Source organism: Pseudomonas citronellolis (assembly GCF_029335315.1).
In the GTDB taxonomy this organism is placed as follows: Bacteria; Pseudomonadota; Gammaproteobacteria; order Pseudomonadales; family Pseudomonadaceae; genus Pseudomonas; species Pseudomonas citronellolis_A.
In genome coordinates, this window is record NZ_JARJLT010000339.1 from 1 (window position 1) to 17602 (window position 17602).

16 protein-coding genes are annotated in these 17602 nt (G+C 67.4%); 9 read left to right on the top strand and 7 right to left on the bottom strand.

What is annotated here, in order from left to right; translation table 11 throughout:
- From P3W75_RS25415 to P3W75_RS25430, 4 genes are all read right to left on the bottom strand, one after another.
- Positions 1-404: SufE family protein (locus tag P3W75_RS25415; protein ID WP_276230087.1), on the bottom strand; the 404-nt coding region annotated here is incomplete at its 3' end.
- Positions 401-1606 carry an aminotransferase class V-fold PLP-dependent enzyme gene (locus P3W75_RS25420; RefSeq protein WP_276230088.1) on the bottom strand — a complete coding sequence of 402 codons (1206 nt, stop codon included), beginning with the start codon at positions 1604-1606 and terminating at the stop codon, positions 401-403. The genes P3W75_RS25415 and P3W75_RS25420, both read right to left, overlap by 4 nt.
- Positions 1607-1694: 88 nt before the next feature.
- Positions 1695-2729: a 2,3,4,5-tetrahydropyridine-2,6-dicarboxylate N-succinyltransferase gene (dapD, locus tag P3W75_RS25425; protein ID WP_276230089.1), complete on the bottom strand. Its 1035-nt coding sequence runs from the start codon at positions 2727-2729 to the stop codon at positions 1695-1697.
- Between the two features lie 32 nt (positions 2730-2761).
- Positions 2762-3112 carry an ArsC family reductase gene (locus P3W75_RS25430; RefSeq protein WP_276230090.1) on the bottom strand — a complete coding sequence of 117 codons (351 nt, stop codon included), beginning with the start codon at positions 3110-3112 and terminating at the stop codon, positions 2762-2764.
- Between the two features lie 189 nt (positions 3113-3301).
- Here P3W75_RS25430 and P3W75_RS25435 point away from each other — a divergent pair, with 189 nt between their 5' ends.
- Complete coding sequence (locus P3W75_RS25435; RefSeq protein ID WP_276230091.1) at positions 3302-4963, top strand: Na+/H+ antiporter; 1662 nt, start codon at positions 3302-3304, stop codon at positions 4961-4963.
- Positions 4964-5076: 113 nt separating this feature from the next.
- On the opposite strand, the gene dapC is transcribed toward P3W75_RS25435, so the two are convergent.
- The 3 genes from dapC to map all read right to left on the bottom strand — a co-directional run bounded on the left by dapC (position 5077) and on the right by map (position 9926).
- A complete protein-coding gene (dapC, locus tag P3W75_RS25440) occupies positions 5077-6273 on the bottom strand; it encodes a succinyldiaminopimelate transaminase (RefSeq protein ID WP_276230092.1) in 1197 nt (398 codons plus the stop codon).
- Positions 6274-6299: 26 nt separating this feature from the next.
- Positions 6300-9002, bottom strand: coding sequence for a [protein-PII] uridylyltransferase (locus P3W75_RS25445; protein WP_276230093.1), 2703 nt, complete (start codon positions 9000-9002; stop codon positions 6300-6302).
- A 141-nt stretch (positions 9003-9143) separates the two neighbouring features.
- On the bottom strand, positions 9144-9926 hold the full coding sequence (map, locus tag P3W75_RS25450; RefSeq protein ID WP_276230094.1) for a type I methionyl aminopeptidase: 783 nt from the start codon (positions 9924-9926) through the stop codon (positions 9144-9146).
- A 258-nt stretch (positions 9927-10184) separates the two neighbouring features.
- Here map and rpsB point away from each other — a divergent pair, with 258 nt between their 5' ends.
- The 8 genes from rpsB (at position 10185) to rseP (ending at position 17559) form a co-directional block, all read left to right on the top strand.
- Complete coding sequence (rpsB, locus tag P3W75_RS25455) at positions 10185-10925, top strand: 30S ribosomal protein S2 (RefSeq protein ID WP_276230095.1); 741 nt, start codon at positions 10185-10187, stop codon at positions 10923-10925.
- A gap of 124 nt (positions 10926-11049) precedes the next feature.
- A complete protein-coding gene (tsf, locus tag P3W75_RS25460) occupies positions 11050-11919 on the top strand; it encodes a translation elongation factor Ts (RefSeq protein WP_276230096.1) in 870 nt (289 codons plus the stop codon).
- A gap of 204 nt (positions 11920-12123) precedes the next feature.
- Positions 12124-12861: a UMP kinase gene (gene pyrH, locus P3W75_RS25465; RefSeq protein ID WP_043249900.1), complete on the top strand. Its 738-nt coding sequence runs from the start codon at positions 12124-12126 to the stop codon at positions 12859-12861.
- 1 nt (position 12862) lies between these two features.
- Positions 12863-13420 (top strand): ribosome recycling factor, encoded by a 558-nt coding sequence (frr, locus tag P3W75_RS25470; protein WP_276230097.1) that lies wholly within the window; start codon positions 12863-12865, stop codon positions 13418-13420.
- A 16-nt stretch (positions 13421-13436) separates the two neighbouring features.
- Positions 13437-14192: a polyprenyl diphosphate synthase gene (gene uppS, locus P3W75_RS25475; RefSeq protein WP_276230098.1), complete on the top strand. Its 756-nt coding sequence runs from the start codon at positions 13437-13439 to the stop codon at positions 14190-14192.
- Positions 14186-15001, top strand: coding sequence for a phosphatidate cytidylyltransferase (locus tag P3W75_RS25480; RefSeq protein WP_276230099.1), 816 nt, complete (start codon positions 14186-14188; stop codon positions 14999-15001). The genes uppS and P3W75_RS25480 overlap by 7 nt, the downstream gene beginning before the upstream one ends.
- On the top strand, positions 14998-16188 hold the full coding sequence (ispC, locus tag P3W75_RS25485; RefSeq protein WP_276230100.1) for a 1-deoxy-D-xylulose-5-phosphate reductoisomerase: 1191 nt from the start codon (positions 14998-15000) through the stop codon (positions 16186-16188). Before P3W75_RS25480 ends, ispC begins: the two co-directional genes overlap by 4 nt.
- Positions 16189-16206: 18 nt before the next feature.
- Positions 16207-17559: a sigma E protease regulator RseP gene (gene rseP / locus P3W75_RS25490; protein WP_276230101.1), complete on the top strand. Its 1353-nt coding sequence runs from the start codon at positions 16207-16209 to the stop codon at positions 17557-17559.
- Positions 17560-17602 lie beyond the last annotated feature (43 nt).

The window sequence follows — 17602 nt, forward strand, 5'->3', positions numbered from 1 at the left end:
GTTTTGATCAGTTCGCGCATCCGCGTCAGCACCGCATTCAATCCATTGCTGCGCGAAGGCGAAAGCTGACGGCCCAGGCCCAGCTCGTTGAACCAATGCGCCAGATCGATCCGCGCCAGCTCCTCTGCCGGCAGCCCCTGCACTCGCACCAGCAGCAACGCGATCAACCCGCGCAGCAGGCGCGCGTCGCTGGTGGCGCGGAAGTGCCAGGTGCCGTCGCGCTGTTCGGCCAGCAGCCAGACCAGGCTTTCGCAGCCGTGCACACGGTTGGTTTCGTTGCGTTCTTCCTCGCCCAGCGGCTCCAGCCTGTCGCCCCACTGCATCAGCAGGCGCGCGCGCTGTTCCCAGGAGGCCTGTCCGGCGAAGCTTTCCAGGGCCTGGCGGGCAGCTTCGGGCAGGTTCATCGCAGCAGCTCCAGGGCGCCGTCGAGGGCCTGGAAGAAGCGCTCCAGGTCGGCGCCGTCGTTGTACAGCCCCAGGGAGACGCGGATCGCCCCCGGCAGCCCGAGGCGCTTGAGCAGCGGCATGGCGCAATGGTGCCCGGCGCGCACCGCCACGCCCTGCTCGGTGAGCAGGTGGGAAAGGTCGGCGCTGTGCACGCCTTCCACCGTGAAGCTGGCCAGCGCCACCTGGGGCTCGCCCAGCAGGCGCACGCCGTCGCGGGCGCGCAGGCCGGCGAGCAGGTGGGCGTGCAGCAGCGCCTCGTGGGTGGCCATTTCCGCCGCGTCCTGGCGGCCGAGCCAGTCCAGCGTGGCGCCAAGGGCGATCACCGCGCCGATGGCCGGGGTGCCGGCCTCGAAGCCCAGCGGCGGCGGGCGGAAGTGCGCGCCGTCGTAGTCGGCGTTCTGCACCATCTCGCCGCCGAACTGCCAGTGGCGCAGCCGCGCCAGGGCTTCCGGGCGACCCCAGAGCACGCCGAGGCCGTCCGGACCGTAGAGCTTGTGGCTGGAGAACACGTAGAAATCGCAGCCCAGCTGCGCCAGGCGGTGGCGGCCGTGGACCACGCCCTGGGCGCCATCCACCACGCTCAGCGCGCCTTGCGCGCGGGCCAGGGCCAGAAGCTCCGGCAGCGGCTGCCAGGTGCCGAGCACGTTGGACAGCTGGCTCACCGCCAGCAGGCGGGTGCGCGGGCCGATCAGCCGGGCCGCGGCCTCCAGGTCGATCACCCCGCGGTCGTCCAGCGGCAGCACCACCAGCTTCGCCCCCCGGCGCAGCGCCAGTTGCTGCCAGGGCAGCAGGTTGGCGTGGTGTTCCAGGGCGCTGATGACGATCTCGTCGCCTTCGCCGAACAGCGGCTCCAGGCCATAGGCCAGCAGGTTCAGCGCCGCAGTGGCGCCGTGGGTGAACACCACCTGTTCCGGGACGCCGCCGTCGAGCCAGCGCGCCAGCTGCGCGCGGGTCGCTTCGAAGGCGCGGGTGGCGCGCTCGCCCGGCAGGTGCTGGGCGCGGTGCACGTTGGCGGCGCCGCCGGCGTAGTAGCCGGCCAGGGCGTCGAGCATGGCCTGCGGCTTCTGCGCGGTGGCGGCGCTGTCCAGGTAGGTCTGCGCCTCGCCGTCGAGGGCGGCGAGGGCGGGGAAGGCGGAGCGCCAGGGCGAGATCATGGGCATGGGCGTGAATCGTTCGCGGCAATGGAAAACGGGGGCCGCAGCCCCCGCTTCATAGCTTAGAACCGCCGCCCGCGAACGGGCGGTCGGATCAGTTGTGCGCGTGCAGCGCTTCGTTCAGCTCGATGGCGGTCTTGTTGGTCTTGCACTCGACCGCGCCGGTCTGCGAGTTGCGGCGCAGCAGCAGGTCCGGCTGGCCGGCAAGCTCGCGGCCCTTGACCACCTTGACCAGGTTGTTCTGGTCGTCGAGCAGGGCGATCTTGGTGCCGGCGGTGACGTACAGGCCGGCTTCGACGATGTTGCGGTCGCCCAGCGGGATGCCGATGCCGGCGTTGGCGCCGATCAGGCAGCCTTCGCCGACGCTGATGACGATGTTGCCGCCGCCGGACAGGGTGCCCATGGTCGAGCAGCCGCCGCCCAGGTCCGAGCCCTTGCCGACGAACACGCCAGCGGAGACGCGGCCTTCGATCATGCCGGGACCTTCGGTGCCGGCGTTGAAGTTGACGAAGCCTTCGTGCATCACGGTGGTGCCTTCGCCGATGTAGGCGCCCAGGCGCACGCGGGCGGTGTCGGCGATGCGCACGCCGGCCGGGACCACGTAGTCGGTCATTTTCGGGAACTTGTCCACCGAGAAGACTTCCAGCAGCTTGCCCTTCAGGCGCGCTTCCAGTTGCAGCTCGGCCAGCTCGGCCAGGTCGACGGCGCCGATGTTGGTCCAGGCCACGTTCGGCAGCAGCGGGAAGATGCCCGCCAGGTTGACGCCGTGCGGCTTGACCAGGCGGTGCGAGAGCAGGTGCAGCTTCAGGTAGGCCTCGGGGGTGGAGGCGGGCGCGGCGTCTTCGGCCAGCAGGGTGGCGACCAGCGGCTTCTGGCTTTCGGCCAGGCGGTTGAGCAGCGCGGCCTGGGCCGGGGCCAGGGTCTTCAGGGCGTCGGCCAGCTGGTAGGCCTGCTGGTTGCTGAAGGCGACGGCCTGGTTGCCGGCTTCGTAGCCGAGGATCGGCGCCACGGCGGCGACCACGTCGGCGCCGGGGTTCAGCAGCGGCTGTGCGTAGAAGACTTCCAGCCAGGCGCCCTGGCGGTTCTGGGTGCCGACGCCGAAGGCCAGGCTGAACAGGGATTGGGACATGTGCGGTTCCTCGAAAAAACGGTGGAAAAGGGTCAGGCCAGCGCGGCGGCGTAGGCGTCGGGCTTGAAGCCGACCAGGGTACGGTCGCCGAGGTCGAGCACCGGGCGTTTGATCATCGACGGCTGGGCGAGCATCAGCTCGATCGCGCGGGTCTCGTCGAGGTCGGCTTTCTGCGCCTCGTCGAGCTTGCGGAAGGTGGTGCCGGCGCGGTTGAGTACCGTCTGCCAGCCATGCTCGGCGCACCATTGCTGCAGGTGCGCGCGGTCTATTCCGCTAGTCTTGTAGTCGTGGAAGGCGTAGTCGACGCCATGCTCCTCGAGCCAGGTACGGGCTTTCTTCATGGTGTCGCAGGCTTTGATGCCGTAGATGGTCCGCTGGGTCACGGGCGGCGCTCCTCGTCGTTCCTTAAGCAAGCGCGGGATTATGCCATTTTCCGCCGCGCTTGCGGGGGGCGGGGGAGGGGGTGCCGGCCTTTCACGATTGCAACAGTCTATTGCTGACTTGGGGGCTGATTAAGGGCGTCTCTGGATGTTCCAATTGGGCGCCCCGACCTGGCGACTGGGAGATCGTCGATGCAAACCGTGTACACCGTGCTCATCCTGCTGCTGGTGGTCGGCGGCACCCGCCTGGTGGCGCAGCTGCTGCCGTTGCCGCTGCCATTGATCCAGATCGCCTCCGGGGCGCTGCTGGCCTGGCCGAGCCTGGGGCTGCACGTGGCGCTGGACCCGGAACTGTTCATGTTCCTGTTCATCCCGCCGCTGCTGTTCGCCGACGGTTGGCGCATGCCCAAGGGCGAGTTCTGGCGGATGCGCTGGCCGATCCTGACCATGGCCTTCGCCCTGGTGCTGTTCACCGTGGCCGGCGGCGGCGCCTTCATCCACCTGATGATCCCGGAGATTCCCTGGGCGGCGGCCTTCGCCCTGGCCGCCGTACTGTCGCCGACCGACGCCCTGGCGGTTTCGGCGATCGCCCAGAACCGCCTGCCGCGCCGGCTGATGCATGTGCTGCAGGGCGAGGCGCTGATGAACGACGCGTCCGGCCTGGTGGCGTTCAAGTTCGCCGTGGCGGCGGCCATGACCGGCACCTTCTCGCTGTTCGACGCCAGCCTGAGCTTCCTCTTCGTGGCGGTCGGCGGCCTCGCCTGCGGCGTGCTGCTGAGCTGGTCGCTGGGGCGCATCCGTGGCTGGATGATCCGCCGCGGCTGGGACGACCCGGCCACCCACGTGGTGCTGATGCTGCTGTTGCCCTTCGCCGTGTACATGGTCGCCGAGGAAGTCGGCGTGTCCGGCATCCTCGCGGCGGTGGCGGCGGGCATGATGCAGAGCTGGACCGACCTGCTGCCCCGGCAGACCAGCACCCGCGTGCTCAACCGCAGCGTCTGGTCGATGCTGGAGTTCGCCTTCAACGGCGTGGTGTTCCTGCTGCTCGGCCTGCAGTTGCCGGACATCCTCAAGTCGGTCACCCACCACGCCGGCGACAGCCTGTGGCGCTACTCGCAGCTGGCGTTGTACGTGCTGGCGGTGTACGCCGTGCTGATCCTGCTGCGCTTCGCCTGGGTCTGGTGCTACTGGAAGCTGTCGCTGCGGGTGGAGCGCTGGTGGGGCATCGAGCTGGGCGGCCGGCCGGGCGAGCCGGTGCTGCGCCTGTCGGCGATCTCCGCGCTGGGCGGGGTGCGTGGGGCCGTGACCCTGGCCGGCGTACTCTCGGTGCCATTGCTGCTGGGCAATGGCCAGGACTTCCCGCAGCGTGACCTGATCATCTTCATTGCCGCCGGGGTCATCCTGGTATCGCTGCTGGCCGCTACCCTGGGCCTGCCGGTGCTGCTCAAGGGCCTGCCGGTGGCCAGCAACGACCAGACCGAGCTGGAGTACCGCTCGGTGTGGCGGCGCACGGCGGTGGCGGCCATCCACATGCTGGAGAAGGAAGAGCTGCCGGCGGGCGAGAGGGTCGATGCGGAGGAGGCGGCGCGGCTGGCCGAGCTGAAGGCGCGGCTGATGGCCGAGTACCGCCAGCAACTGGACCCGGCGCCGGACAGCGCCGAAGCCCGGCAGCGCGCGCGCAGCCTGGAAGTGGCCGACCAGGCGCTGCGCATCAAGGCGCTGCGCGCGCAACGCCTGGAGCTGTACCACCTGCGCCGGGAAAACCTGCTGGACGACGAGACCATGCGCAAGGTGCTCGGCGAGCTGGACTCCCAGGAAGCCTGGCTGACCAGCAAGGCCGCGCGCTGGGTGTAGCGGCTCCGATCAGGTGAAACGGCGGATAACCGCGAACGGTTATTCGCCCTACGTCACGGATGGCCTCGGCGTAGGGCGGACAACGCCTGCGGCGTTATCCGCCGCTTGCCGGGTCAGAGACCCTGGACGAACCGCTTGATCCGCTCGGCCGCTTCCACGCACTCGGCCAGCGGCGCGACCAGCGCCATGCGCACGCGGTTGGCGCCGGGGTTCTCGCCGTCGACTTCGCGCGAAAGATAGGAGCCCGGCACCACGGTGACGTGCTGCCGGTCGAACAGGCCGCGGCAGAACTCGGTGTCGGCGATGGGCGTCTTCGCCCACAGGTAGAAGCTGCCGTCCGGGCGCTGCACGTCGAGCACGCCGCCGAGGATGTCCAGCACGGCGTCGAACTTCTCGCGGTACAGGTCGCGGTTGGCGCGCACGTGGTCCTCGTCCTTCCAGGCGGCGACGCTCGCCAGTTGGGTCTGCACCGGCATCGCGCAGCCGTGGTAGGTGCGGTACAGGAGGAATTTCTTCAGCACCTCGGCGTCGCCGGCGACGAAGCCCGAGCGCAGGCCCGGCAGGTTGGAGCGCTTGGACAGGCTGTGGAACACCACGCAGCGCTTGAAGTCCGAACGGCCCAGCGCGGCGCAGGCGCTGAGCAGGCCCGGCGGCGGGTTGCCTTCGTCGAAGTACAGCTCGCTGTAGCACTCGTCGGCGGCGATCACGAAGTCGTGTTCGTCGGCCAGGGCGATCAGCTTTTTCAGGGTTTCCAGCGGCACCAGCGCGCCGGTGGGGTTGCCCGGCGAGCAGAGGAAGAGGATCTGGCAGCGTTTCCAGACCTCCACCGGCACCGCGTCGAAGTCCGGGTTGAAGCCGTTCTCGGCGCGGCAGGCCAGGTAGTGCGGCTGCGCGCCGGCCAGCAGGGCCGCGCCTTCGTAGATCTGGTAGAACGGGTTGGGGCTGACCACCAGGCCGTCCTTGCTGCGGTCGACCACGGTCTGGGTGAAGGCGAACAGCGCCTCGCGGGTGCCGTTCACCGGCAGCACGTGGCGGGCCGCGTCGAGCCAGCCGGCGGGCACGCCGAAGCGGCGCTCGCACCAGGCGGCGATGGCTTCGCGCAGGGCCGGCAGGCCCAGGGTGGTCGGGTACACCGCGAGCTGGTCGAGGCTGTCGGCCAGGGCCTTGGCGACGAATTCGGGCGAGCGGTGCTTGGGCTCGCCGATGGACAGCGCGATGTGCGCCAGGCCGGCCGGCGGCTGGGCGCCGGCGAGCAGGGCGCGAAGCTTCTCGAAGGGGTAGGGCTGGAGCTGGTCGAGGGCGGGGTTCATGGCAGGACTCATGGAGTATCGACTCGTCAGATGCTGATACGGACCGGAACGGTTTCCTGACCGTTGGCCTGTGACAGTTGCTCGACCAGGGCTGCCTGCAATCGCTTGCACAGTTCCGGGTCGGAGAGTGGCTGGTTGTGCGCGTCGGTGACGTAGAACACGTCTTCCACGCGCTCGCCGAGGGTGGCGATCTTGGCGTTCTGCACCGACAGGTCGAAGTCGAGGAACAGCCCGCCGATGCGCGCCAGCAGGCCGGGGCGGTCTGGGGCGATGACTTCGAGCACGCTGACCTGGCGCGCGGCGTCGGTGGAAATGGTCACCAGCGGCGCGAAGGCGAAGTGCTTGAGCTGCCGGGGTACGCGGCGCTGGATGATGTTCGGGTAGTCGTCCGGGTCTTTCAGCGCGTCAACCAGGCCCTGGCGGATCTCGGTCTTGCGCTGCGGGTTGTCGCCGATCGAGCCGCCGTCGGCGTCGAGCACCACGTAGGTGTCGAGGGTGAACAGGCTGGTGGACGTGATGATCCGGGCGTCCTGGATGTTCAGGTTGAGCTGGTCCATCGCCGCCACGGTCACGGCGAAGAAGTCGTGCTGGTCGGCGGCGTAGATGAAGATCTGGGTGCCGCCCTCGAATTCGCGCTGGGTGGTTTCCTTGATCAGCACCAGCGGCGTGCCGTCGTCCGGGTGCTGGAGGATGGCCTCGGTGTGCCAGGCCACGTCGGCGGCGCTGTGGCGCAGGAAGTAGTCGTCGCCCAGCTGGCTCCAGAGCTGCTCGGCGTCGTCCTGGTCGATACCGTCGCGGACCAGGATGTCGATGGCCGCGCTCTGCGTCTGGCGAATCTGCTCCTCGCGGTCCAGCGGGTTCTCCAGGCCACGGCGCAGGGCGCGCTTGGTCTCGGTGTAGAGCTGCCGCAGCAGGCTGGCGCGCCAGGAGTTCCACAGGCTCGGGTTGGTGGCGTTGATGTCGGCCACGGTGAGCACGTAGAGGTAGTCCAGGCGGGTCTGGTCGCCGACCAGCTGGGCGAAGTCGAAGATTTCCTGCGGGTCGGAGAGGTCCTTGCGCTGCGCGGTGGTGGACATCACCAGGTGGTTCTGCACCAGCCAGCTGACCAGTTGGGTGTCCCACTGCGGCAACTGGTGGCGCTGGCAGAACTGCTCGGCGTCGACCGCACCCAGTTCCGAGTGGTCGCCGCCACGGCCCTTGGCGATGTCGTGGTAGAGCCCGGCGAGGTAGATCAGCTCGGGCTTGGGCAGGCGCTCCATGATCTTGCTGGCCAGCGGGTACTTCTCGGCCATGTCCGGGCGCTGCAGCTTGCGCAGGTGCTTGATCAGGTTGAGGGTGTGGGCGTCCACGGTATAGATGTGGAACAGGTCGTGCTGCATCTGCCCGATGATCAGGCCGAACTCCGGCAGGTAGCGGCCGAGGATGCCGTAGCGGTTCATCCGCCGCAGGTTGCGGTGGATGCCTTCCTTGCACTTGAACAGCTCGATGAACAGGCTGGTGTTGCGGATGTCGTGGCGGAAGTCGTCGTCGATCAGGTGCCGGCTGTCGCGCAGCAGGCGGATGGTGTCGGCGCGCACGCCCTTGATCTCCGGGTGCTGGGCCATCAGCACGAAGATTTCCAGGAGGGCGAAGGGGGTGCGCTTGAAGACGTTGGCGTTGGTCACCTCGAGGTAGCCGTCGCGCACCTGGAAGCGCCCGTTCAGCGGGGTCACCCGGCCGCCTTCGCCGGCGCGCAGGATGACTTCCTCGAAGTGCTGCATGATCAGGTCGTTCAGCTCGGAAACCGCCATCACCACCCGATAGTACTTCTGCATGAAGCGCTCGACCGCGAGCTTGGCGTCGTTGTCCTGGTAGCCGAGCAGCCCGGCGATGCGCCGCTGGTGGTCGAACAGCAGGCGGTCCTCGGCGCGCCCGGCGAGCATGTGCAGGGCATAGCGGACCTTCCAGAGGAACTCCTGGCAGGAGGCCAGCACGCTGGACTCGCTCTCCACCAGGAAGCCTTCCTTGACCAGCGCGTGCAGGTTGAGGCTGCCGAAGTGGCGGCGGGCCACCCAGAGGATGGTCTGGATGTCGCGCAGCCCGCCCGGCGAGCCCTTGACGTTGGGCTCGAGGTTGTACTCGGTGTCGTTGTATTTGGTGTGGCGGTGAATCTGTTCCTTGCGCTTGGCCATGAAGAACTGGCCGCTGGGCCACATCTGGCTGCTCGCCGTGGCGTCGAGCATGCGCAGGCGCAGGTGGTCGGGGCCGGAGATGGTCCGGCACTCCATCAGGTTGGTCACCACCGTCAGGTCGGCGCGCGCCTCCTCGGCGCATTCGGCCACCGAGCGCACGCTCTGGCCGACTTCCAGGCCGATGTCCCAGAGCAGGGTGAGGAAGCCCTCGATGGGCTCGCGGAAGACTTCCTGGTCCTCGCTGTCGAGCAGCACCAGGATGTCGATGTCCGAATGCGGGTGCAGTTCGCCACGGCCGTAGCCGCCCACCGCCACCAGCGCGATGTCGGCGTCCTCGCTCCAGTCGAAGCGCTGCCAGGCCTGCTGCAGGATCTGGTCGACGAACCAGGCGCGGTCCTCGATCAGCCGGCGGATGTCGCGGCCGCCGTTGAAGCGCGCGTCGAGCACCTCGTTGGCCTGGCGGATGGCCTTCTTGAAGGCGGCGATAGGGCTGGATTTCAGGGCCAGTTCCGCCTGGAACTGCCCACGGTCGAACAACTCGGGATCCACCTGCGGCATGGCGGCCTTCCTGATTCTGGGATGGGGGAGGGCAGGGGCAAGCGGTCGGTCGGGCCTGGGCGCGCGGCGCCAGGCCCGGCGACGGTGCCGGGCCGGGATTTCTATGTTCTACCCAGCCGTCGGCGAGATTGCAAACGGCGCTTACGGCGCGACGCGGGCGATGCTCTCGTCGTTGCGCAGGGTCAGGATCTCGTAGCCGTCGGCGGTCACCAGGATGGTGTGCTCCCACTGGGCGGAGAGCTTGCGGTCCTTGGTGATGGCGGTCCAGCCGTCGCCCAGCAGGCGGGTTTCCGGGCGGCCCTGGTTGATCATCGGCTCGATGGTGAAGATCATCCCCTCCTTGAGCTCCAGGCCGGTGCCGGCGCGACCGTAGTGCAGCACCTGGGGCTCCTCGTGGAACACCTTGCCGATGCCGTGGCCGCAGTACTCGCGGACCACCGAGAAGCCGTTCTTCTCGGCGTACTTCTGGATCACCTCGCCGATATCGCCCAGGTGCGCGCCCGGCTTGACCAGGGCGATGCCCTTGTACAGGCATTCCTGGGTGACGTGGCTGAGGCGCTCGGCCCACTCGGCGACCTTGCCGACGGAGAACATCTTGCTGGTGTCGCCGTGGTAGCCATCCTTGATCACGGTGACGTCGATGTTGACGACGTCGCCGTCCTTCAGCGGCTTCTCGTTGGGAATGCCGTGGCACACCACGTGGTTGATCGAGGTGCAGATGGACTTGGGGAAGCCCTTGTAGTTCAGCGGCGCGGGAATGGCCTGCTGGACGTTGACTATATAGTCGTGGCAGATGCGGTCCAGCTCGTCGGTGGTGACCCCGGGCTTGACGTGCTCGCCGATCATTTCCAGCACTTCGGCGGCCAGGCGGCCGGCGATGCGCATTTTCTCGATGTCTTCGGGCGTCTTGATGGTGACGGTCATAGAATTCTCGGACGCGGGCGGAAAATGACAATGGTAACAGCTTAGGGCCCCGGGTCATAAGTCGCACGCGGTTCGACCGGTGTTTCCAGTAGCCTGGCGCCGCTTTGTATGATATAAAGCGCCCCGCTTTTGCAGGCTATGGCCGCGAAAGCCTAACCCACACATGCATCGACACGATGACCTGGGTGCCTTTCGACGCGTTCGAGGGTTGGTCATTGGGATGCATGGAGGCCCAACCCGACTTATCGAGGAACTATCATGTCCCAAGTCAACATGCGCGATATGCTGAAGGCCGGTGTGCACTTCGGCCACCAGACCCGTTACTGGAACCCGAAAATGGGCAAGTTCATTTTCGGCGCGCGCAACAAGATCCACATCATCAACCTGGAAAAAACCCTGCCGATGTTCAACGAGGCCCTGACCTTCGTTGAGCGCCTGGCCCAGGGCAAGAACAAGATCCTGTTCGTCGGCACCAAGCGTTCCGCCGGCAAGATCGTTCGCGAAGAAGCCGCTCGTTGCGGCATGCCGTACGTCGACCACCGTTGGCTGGGCGGCATGCTCACCAACTACAAGACCATCCGTCAGTCGATCAAGCGCCTGCGCGACCTGGAAACCCAGGCCCAGGACGGCACCTTCGCCAAGCTGACCAAGAAAGAAGCCCTGATGCGCAGCCGTGATCTGGAAAAACTGGATCGCAGCCTGGGCGGCATCAAGGACATGGGCGGCCTGCCGGACGCTCTGTTCGTGATCGACGTCGACCACGAGCGCATCGCCATCACCGAAGCCAACAAGCTGGGCATCCCGGTCATCGGCATCGTCGATACCAACAGCAGCCCGGAAGGCGTCGACTACGTCATCCCGGGTAACGACGACGCCATCCGCGCCGTTCAGCTGTACCTGGGCTCGATGGCCGAAGCCGTACTGCGCGGCCGTCAGAACGCCCAGGGCGGCGCTGACGAGTTCGTCGAAGAAGCGCCGGCCGAATCCGCCGAAGGCTGATTCCGGGACGTCCAGACGTCCAGCGGTGCGCAAAAAGGGGGCCTGGCCCCCTTTTTGCCACTCCCGAATTCCGCCCGGCACGCCGGGCGATCTGGTTTTGAGAGCAACTCAAGAGGATTTGCAAATGGCAGAGATCACTGCAGCACTGGTTAAAGAACTGCGCGAGCGCACTGGCCAGGGCATGATGGAGTGCAAGAAGGCCCTGGTTGCCGCCGAAGGCGACATCGAGAAGGCCATTGACGACATGCGCGCTTCGGGCGCCATCAAGGCTGCCAAGAAGGCCGGCAACATCGCCGCCGAAGGTTCCATCGCGGTCAAGGTTGCCGACGATGCCAAGGCTGCCACCATCATCGAAGTCAACTCGCAGACCGACTTCCTGGCCCTGCAGGACGATTTCAAAGGCTTCGTGGCCGCCAGCCTGGACAAGGCCTTCGCGCAGAAGCTGACCGAAGCCGCTCCGCTGATCGCCGAACAGGAATCCGCTCGCGAGGCGCTGGTCGCCAAGTGCGGCGAGAACGTCAACATCCGTCGTCTGGCCCGTACCGAGGGTGACGTGGTTGGCGCCTACCTGCACGGCCACCGCATCGGCGTTCTGGTCACCCTGAAAGGCGGCAACGCCGATCTGGCCCGTGACATCGCCATGCATATCGCCGCCAGCAACCCGCAGTTCCTGGACCCGTCGCAGGTTTCCGAAGAAGCCGTCGCCAAGGAAAAGGAAATCTTCCTGGCCCTGAACGCCGACAAGATCGCCGGCAAGCCGGAAAACATCGTGGAGAACATGGTCAAAGGCCGTATCTCCAAGTTCCTGGCCGAAGCCAGCCTGGTCGAGCAGCCGTTCGTCAAGGATCCGGAAGTCAAGGTCGGTGACCTGGCCAAGAAAGCCGGCGCCGAAATCGTCTCCTTCGTACGTTACGAAGTGGGCGAGGGCATCGAGAAGGTCGAGGCCGACTTCGCTGCCGAGGTTGCTGCTCAAGTAGCCGCTTCCAAGCAGTAAGACGGTTCCTACCGTCGCCCCGAAAGAGGCTGCCCGCTTACGCGTGCGGCCTCTTTGTCAAAGTGGGGAGACCACTTGGGGCGGTCTCCGCGGCAGCGCGCCATTCGTCGGCGCGCGACGCTGCTAGCCTGGTAGTGCCAGGCTTCCCCGACAGGCGCCCGGACAGGCGCCACGCATTTCACATCGCCGCAGGAGAAAAAGGTCATGGCTCAGCAGCTGAGCGCTCGTCAACCTCGCTATAAACGCATTCTTCTAAAACTGAGCGGCGAAGCCCTGATGGGCAGCGAAGAGTTCGGTATCGATCCCAAGGTCCTCGATCGCATGGCCCTGGAGATCGGCCAACTGGTCGGCATCGGCGTCCAGGTCGGCCTGGTCATCGGCGGCGGCAACCTGTTCCGCGGCGCGGCGCTGTCCGCCGCCGGCATGGATCGCGTCACCGGCGACCACATGGGCATGCTGGCTACCGTGATGAACGGCCTGGCCATGCGCGACGCGCTGGAGCGCTCGAACATCACCGCCATCGTCATGTCGGCCATCAGCATGGTCGGCGTCACCGACCATTACGACCGCCGCAAGGCCATGCGCCACCTGGGCAGCGGCGAAGTGGTGATCTTCTCCGCCGGCACCGGCAACCCCTTCTTCACTACCGATTCCGCCGCCTGCCTGCGCGCCATCGAAATAGATGCTGACGTAGTGCTGAAGGCGACCAAGGTCGATGGTGTGTACACTGCCGACCCGTTCAAGGACCCGAACGCCGAGAAGTTCGAGCGTCTGACCTACGATGAAGTGCTCGACCGCAAGCTGGGCGTGATGGACCTGACCGCCATCTGCCTGTGCCGCGACCAGAAAATGCCGCTGCGGGTGTTCAACATGAACAAGCCGGGCGCGCTGCTGAATATTGTTGTTGGTGGTGCCGAAGGCACCCTGATCGAGGAGGATTGAGATGATCAACGAGATCAAGAAAGAAGCGCAGGAGCGCATGGGCAAGTCGCTGGAGGCCCTGGGCCACGCCTTCGCCAAGATCCGCACCGGCCGTGCTCACCCGAGCATCCTGGATAGCGTCATGGTGTCCTACTACGGTTCCGACACCCCGCTGCGCCAGGTCGCCAACGTCACCGTCGAGGATTCTCGCACCCTGGCCCTGAGTGTGTTCGACAAGACCATGATCCAGGCCGTCGAGAAGGCCATCATGACTTCCGATCTGGGGCTGAACCCGGCCACCGCCGGCACCACCATCCGCGTGCCGATGCCGGCCCTGACCGAGGAAACCCGCAAGGGCTTCACCAAGCAGGCCCGCGCCGAGGCCGAGCAGGCCCGCGTCTCCGTGCGCAACATCCGCCGCGACGCCCTGGCCCAGCTGAAGGACCTGCAGAAAGAGAAGGAAATCAGCGAGGACGACGAGCGCCGCGCCGGTGACGACGTGCAGAAGCTCACCGACAAGTTCGTCGCTGAGATCGACAAGGCCCTCGAGGCCAAGGAAGCGGACCTGATGGCCGTCTGACGGCCAGGTTGCAGTCATGGACAAGACCAAGCCGGTGGCCGCGGTGCCACGTCACGTGGCCATCATCATGGACGGCAACAACCGCTGGGCGAAGAAACGCCTGATGCCTGGCGTCGCCGGGCACAAGGCCGGCGTCCACGCGGTGCGCGCGGTGGTCAAGACCTGCGCCGAGGCCGGCGTCCAGGTCCTGACCCTGTTCGCGTTCTCCAGCGAGAACTGGCAGCGCCCGATCGACGAGGTCGGCGCGCTGATGGAACTCTTCCTCATGGCCCTGCGCCGTGAGGTGCGCAAGCTCGACGAGCACGGCATCCGCCTGCGCATCATCGGCGACCGCAGCCGCTTCCACCCCGAGTTGCAGGCGGCCATGCGCGAGGCGGAGAACCAGACCGCCGGCAACCGCGGCCTGCTGCTGCAGGTGGCGGCCAACTACGGTGGCCAGTGGGACATCACCCAGGCCGCCCAGCGCCTGGCTCGCGAAGTGCAGGCCGGGCACCTGGCGCCCGACGACATCACCGCCGAGCTGATCCAGGGCTGCCTGAGCACCGGCGACCAGCCGCTGCCGGACCTGTGCATCCGCACCGGCGGCGAGCATCGCATCAGCAACTTCCTGTTGTGGCAGCTGGCGTACGCCGAGCTCTACTTCTCCGATCTCTACTGGCCGGACTTCAAGAGCGCGGCGATGCGCGAAGCGCTGGCCGACTACGCCACCCGCCAGCGTCGCTTCGGCAAGACCAGCGACCAGGTGGAGGCCGAGGCTCCCCCTTCATGCTGAAACAACGGATCATCACGGCGCTGGTGCTGCTGCCCATCGCGCTGGGTGGTTTCTTCCTGCTCGATGGCGCCGCCTTCGCCCTGTTCATCGGCCTGGTGGTGACCCTGGGCGCCTGGGAATGGGCGCGCCTGGCCGGCTACAACGAGCAGTCGGCGCGTGTCGCCTACGCCGCCGTGGTCGCCGCGCTGATGCTGGTGCTGTCCTGGCTGCCGCAACTGGCCGGCGCCGTGCTGGTACTGGCGGTGCTCTGGTGGCTGCTGGCTACCGTCATGGTGCTCACCTACCCGGACAGCGCCTCCAGCTGGGGTGGCCGCTGGCGTCGCCTGCTGATCGGCCTGCTGATCCTGCTGCCGGCCTGGCAGGGCCTGGTGGTGCTCAAGCAGTGGCCGCTGGCCAACTGGCTGATCGTCGCGGTGATGGTGCTGGTCTGGGCCGCCGACATCGGCGCGTATTTCTCCGGCAAGGCCTTCGGCAAGCGCAAGCTGGCCCCGCGGGTCAGCCCCGGCAAGAGCTGGGAAGGCTTCTACGGCGGCCTGCTGCTGAGCCTGGCGATCACCTTCGCGGTCGCCATCTACCGTGACTGGTCGGTGCGCGAGCTGCTCCTGGCGCTGCCCGGCGCCGCCCTGGTGGTGGCGCTGTCGGTGGTCGGCGACCTTACCGAAAGCATGTTCAAGCGCGAGTCCGGCCTGAAGGACAGCAGCAACCTGCTGCCCGGTCATGGCGGCATCCTCGACCGCATCGACAGCCTGACCGCGGCCATCCCGGTGTTCACCGTGCTGCTCTGGATGACCGGCTGGGGTACGCCATGAGCGCGCCGCAGCGGGTCTGCGTCCTGGGCGCCACCGGCTCGATCGGCCTGAGCACCCTGGACGTCCTGGCGCGGCATCCGCAGCGTTACAGCGTTTTCGCCATCAGCGGTCATTCGCGGCTCGCCGAGCTGCAGGCCCTGTGCCTGGTCCACCGGCCGCGCTTCGCCGTGGTCGCCAGCGCCGAGCAGGCGCGGCAACTGCGCGAGGCCCTGCGCGATGCCGGCCTGGCCACCGAGGTGCTGGAAGGCGAGGCGGGGCTCTGCGCCGTCGCCGGGCATCCGGAGGTCGACGTGGTGATGGCCGCGATCGTCGGCGCCGCTGGCCTGAAGCCCACGCTGGCGGCGGTCCAGGCCGGCAAGAAGGTGCTGCTGGCCAACAAGGAGGCGCTGGTGATGTCCGGCGCCCTGTTCATGCACGAAGTGCAGGCCCATGGCGCCGTGCTGCTGCCGATCGATAGCGAGCACAACGCGATCTTCCAGTGCATGCCCGGCGATTACGCCCGCGGCCTCGGCCAGGTCGGCGTGCGGCGTATCCTGCTGACCGCCTCGGGCGGGCCGTTCCGCGAGACGCCTCTGGAGCAGCTGGCCGAGGTTTCCCCGGAGCAGGCCTGTGCGCACCCCAACTGGTCCATGGGGCGGAAGATTTCCGTCGACTCGGCCAGCATGATGAACAAGGGGCTGGAACTGATCGAAGCCTGCTGGCTGTTCGATGCGGCGCCGTCGAAGGTCGAGGTGGTGATCCACCCGCAGAGCGTGATCCATTCCCTGGTGGACTACGTGGACGGCTCGGTGCTCGCGCAGCTCGGCAACCCCGACATGCGCACGCCCATCGCCCACGCCCTGGCCTGGCCCGAGCGCATCGACTCGGGCGTAGCCCCGCTGGACCTGTTCAGCGTCGCCCGCCTGGACTTCCAGGCCCCCGACGAGCAGCGCTTCCCGTGCCTGCGCCTGGCGCGCCAGGCGGCGGAGCAGGGCGGCAGCGCGCCGGCGATGCTCAACGCCGCCAACGAAGTGGCGGTGGCCGCGTTCCTCGAACGGCGCATCCGCTTCACCGAGATCGCGGTTATTATCGATGAGGTTCTGAACCGCGAGGCGGCCGCGCCGGTCGAAAGCCTCGACGCTGTGCTGGCGGCCGACCGCCGCGCGCGCGAAGCGGCACAATCCTGGTTGCATGGCCGCGGCCGCTAGGCCCGGCTGGAGGTAACGATGAGTGCACTCTATATGGTCGTCGGGCTGGTCGTTGCCCTCGGCGTCCTGGTGACCTTCCACGAGTTCGGCCATTTCTGGGTCGCGCGTCGCTGCGGGGTCAAGGTGCTGCGCTTCTCGGTCGGCTTCGGCACGCCGCTGGTGCGCTGGCATGACCGCCACGGCACCGAGTTCGTGGTGGCGGCGATCCCGCTGGGCGGCTACGTGAAGATGCTCGACGAGCGCGAGGGCGAGGTGCCGGTCGAGCAGCTCGACCAGGCCTTCAACCGCAAGACGGTGTTCCAGCGCATCGCCATCGTGGCCGCCGGCCCCGTCGCCAACTTCCTGCTCGCCATCCTGTTCTTCTGGGTCCTGGCCATGCTCGGCACCCAGCAGGTGCGCCCGGTCATCGGCTCCATCGTCGCCGACAGCCCGGCGGCCCAGGGCGGCCTCGCCGCGGGCCAGGAGCTCCTGGCGGTGGACGGCGAGCCGGTGGGCGGCTGGGCCGCGGTCAACCTGCGCCTGGTGCGGCGCCTGGGCGAGACCGGCGAGCTGAGCGTGGCCGTGCGCGAGCAGGGCTCCACGGCCCAGGTCGTGCACCAGATTCCCATTCGGGATTGGCTGAAAAGCGCGGAAAACCCCGATCCCATCGGTGGCCTCGGCATCCAGCCATGGCGCCCGGCGATGCCGCCGGTGATCGCCGAGCTGGACCCCGAAGGGCCGGGCAAGGCCGCCGGGCTGGCCATCGGCGACCGCCTGTTGCGGATCGACGGCCAGCCGGTGAACGACTGGCAGCAGGTGGTCGACCGGGTTCGCGCCCGTCCCGAGCAGTCCGTGAGCCTGGCGCTGCAGCGCGACGGCCAGGACCGCGAGCTCACCGTGAAGCTCGCCGCCAAGGGCGAGGGCAAGGCCCGCGCGGGTTACCTGGGCGCTGGAGTGGCAGGTGGCCAGTGGCCGGCGGAGATGCTCCGCGAGGTGCGCTTCGGTCCGGTCGCCGCGGTGGGCGAGGCACTCTCGCGGACCTGGTCCATGAGTCTGCTAACCCTGGATTCTCTAAAGAAAATGGTACTGGGCCAGCTCTCGGTAAAAAACTTGAGCGGGCCGATAACCATTGCTAAAGTGGCGGGCGCTTCAGCCCAGTCCGGCGTTGGGGACTTTCTGCATTTCCTCGCCTATCTGAGCATTAGTTTGGGGGTTCTCAACCTGCTGCCGATTCCCGTCCTCGATGGTGGGCATCTGCTGTTCTACCTGGTCGAGTGGGTGCGTGGTCGCCCACTGTCCGAGCGGGTCCAGGCTTGGGGGATGCAGATCGGCATCAGCCTGGTCGTCGGGGTCATGTTGCTGGCCCTGGTCAACGATCTGAGTCGACTGTAGCTGCCATTGGTTTTCGGATCTGCCGCCTCTTGCGGCAGATTCT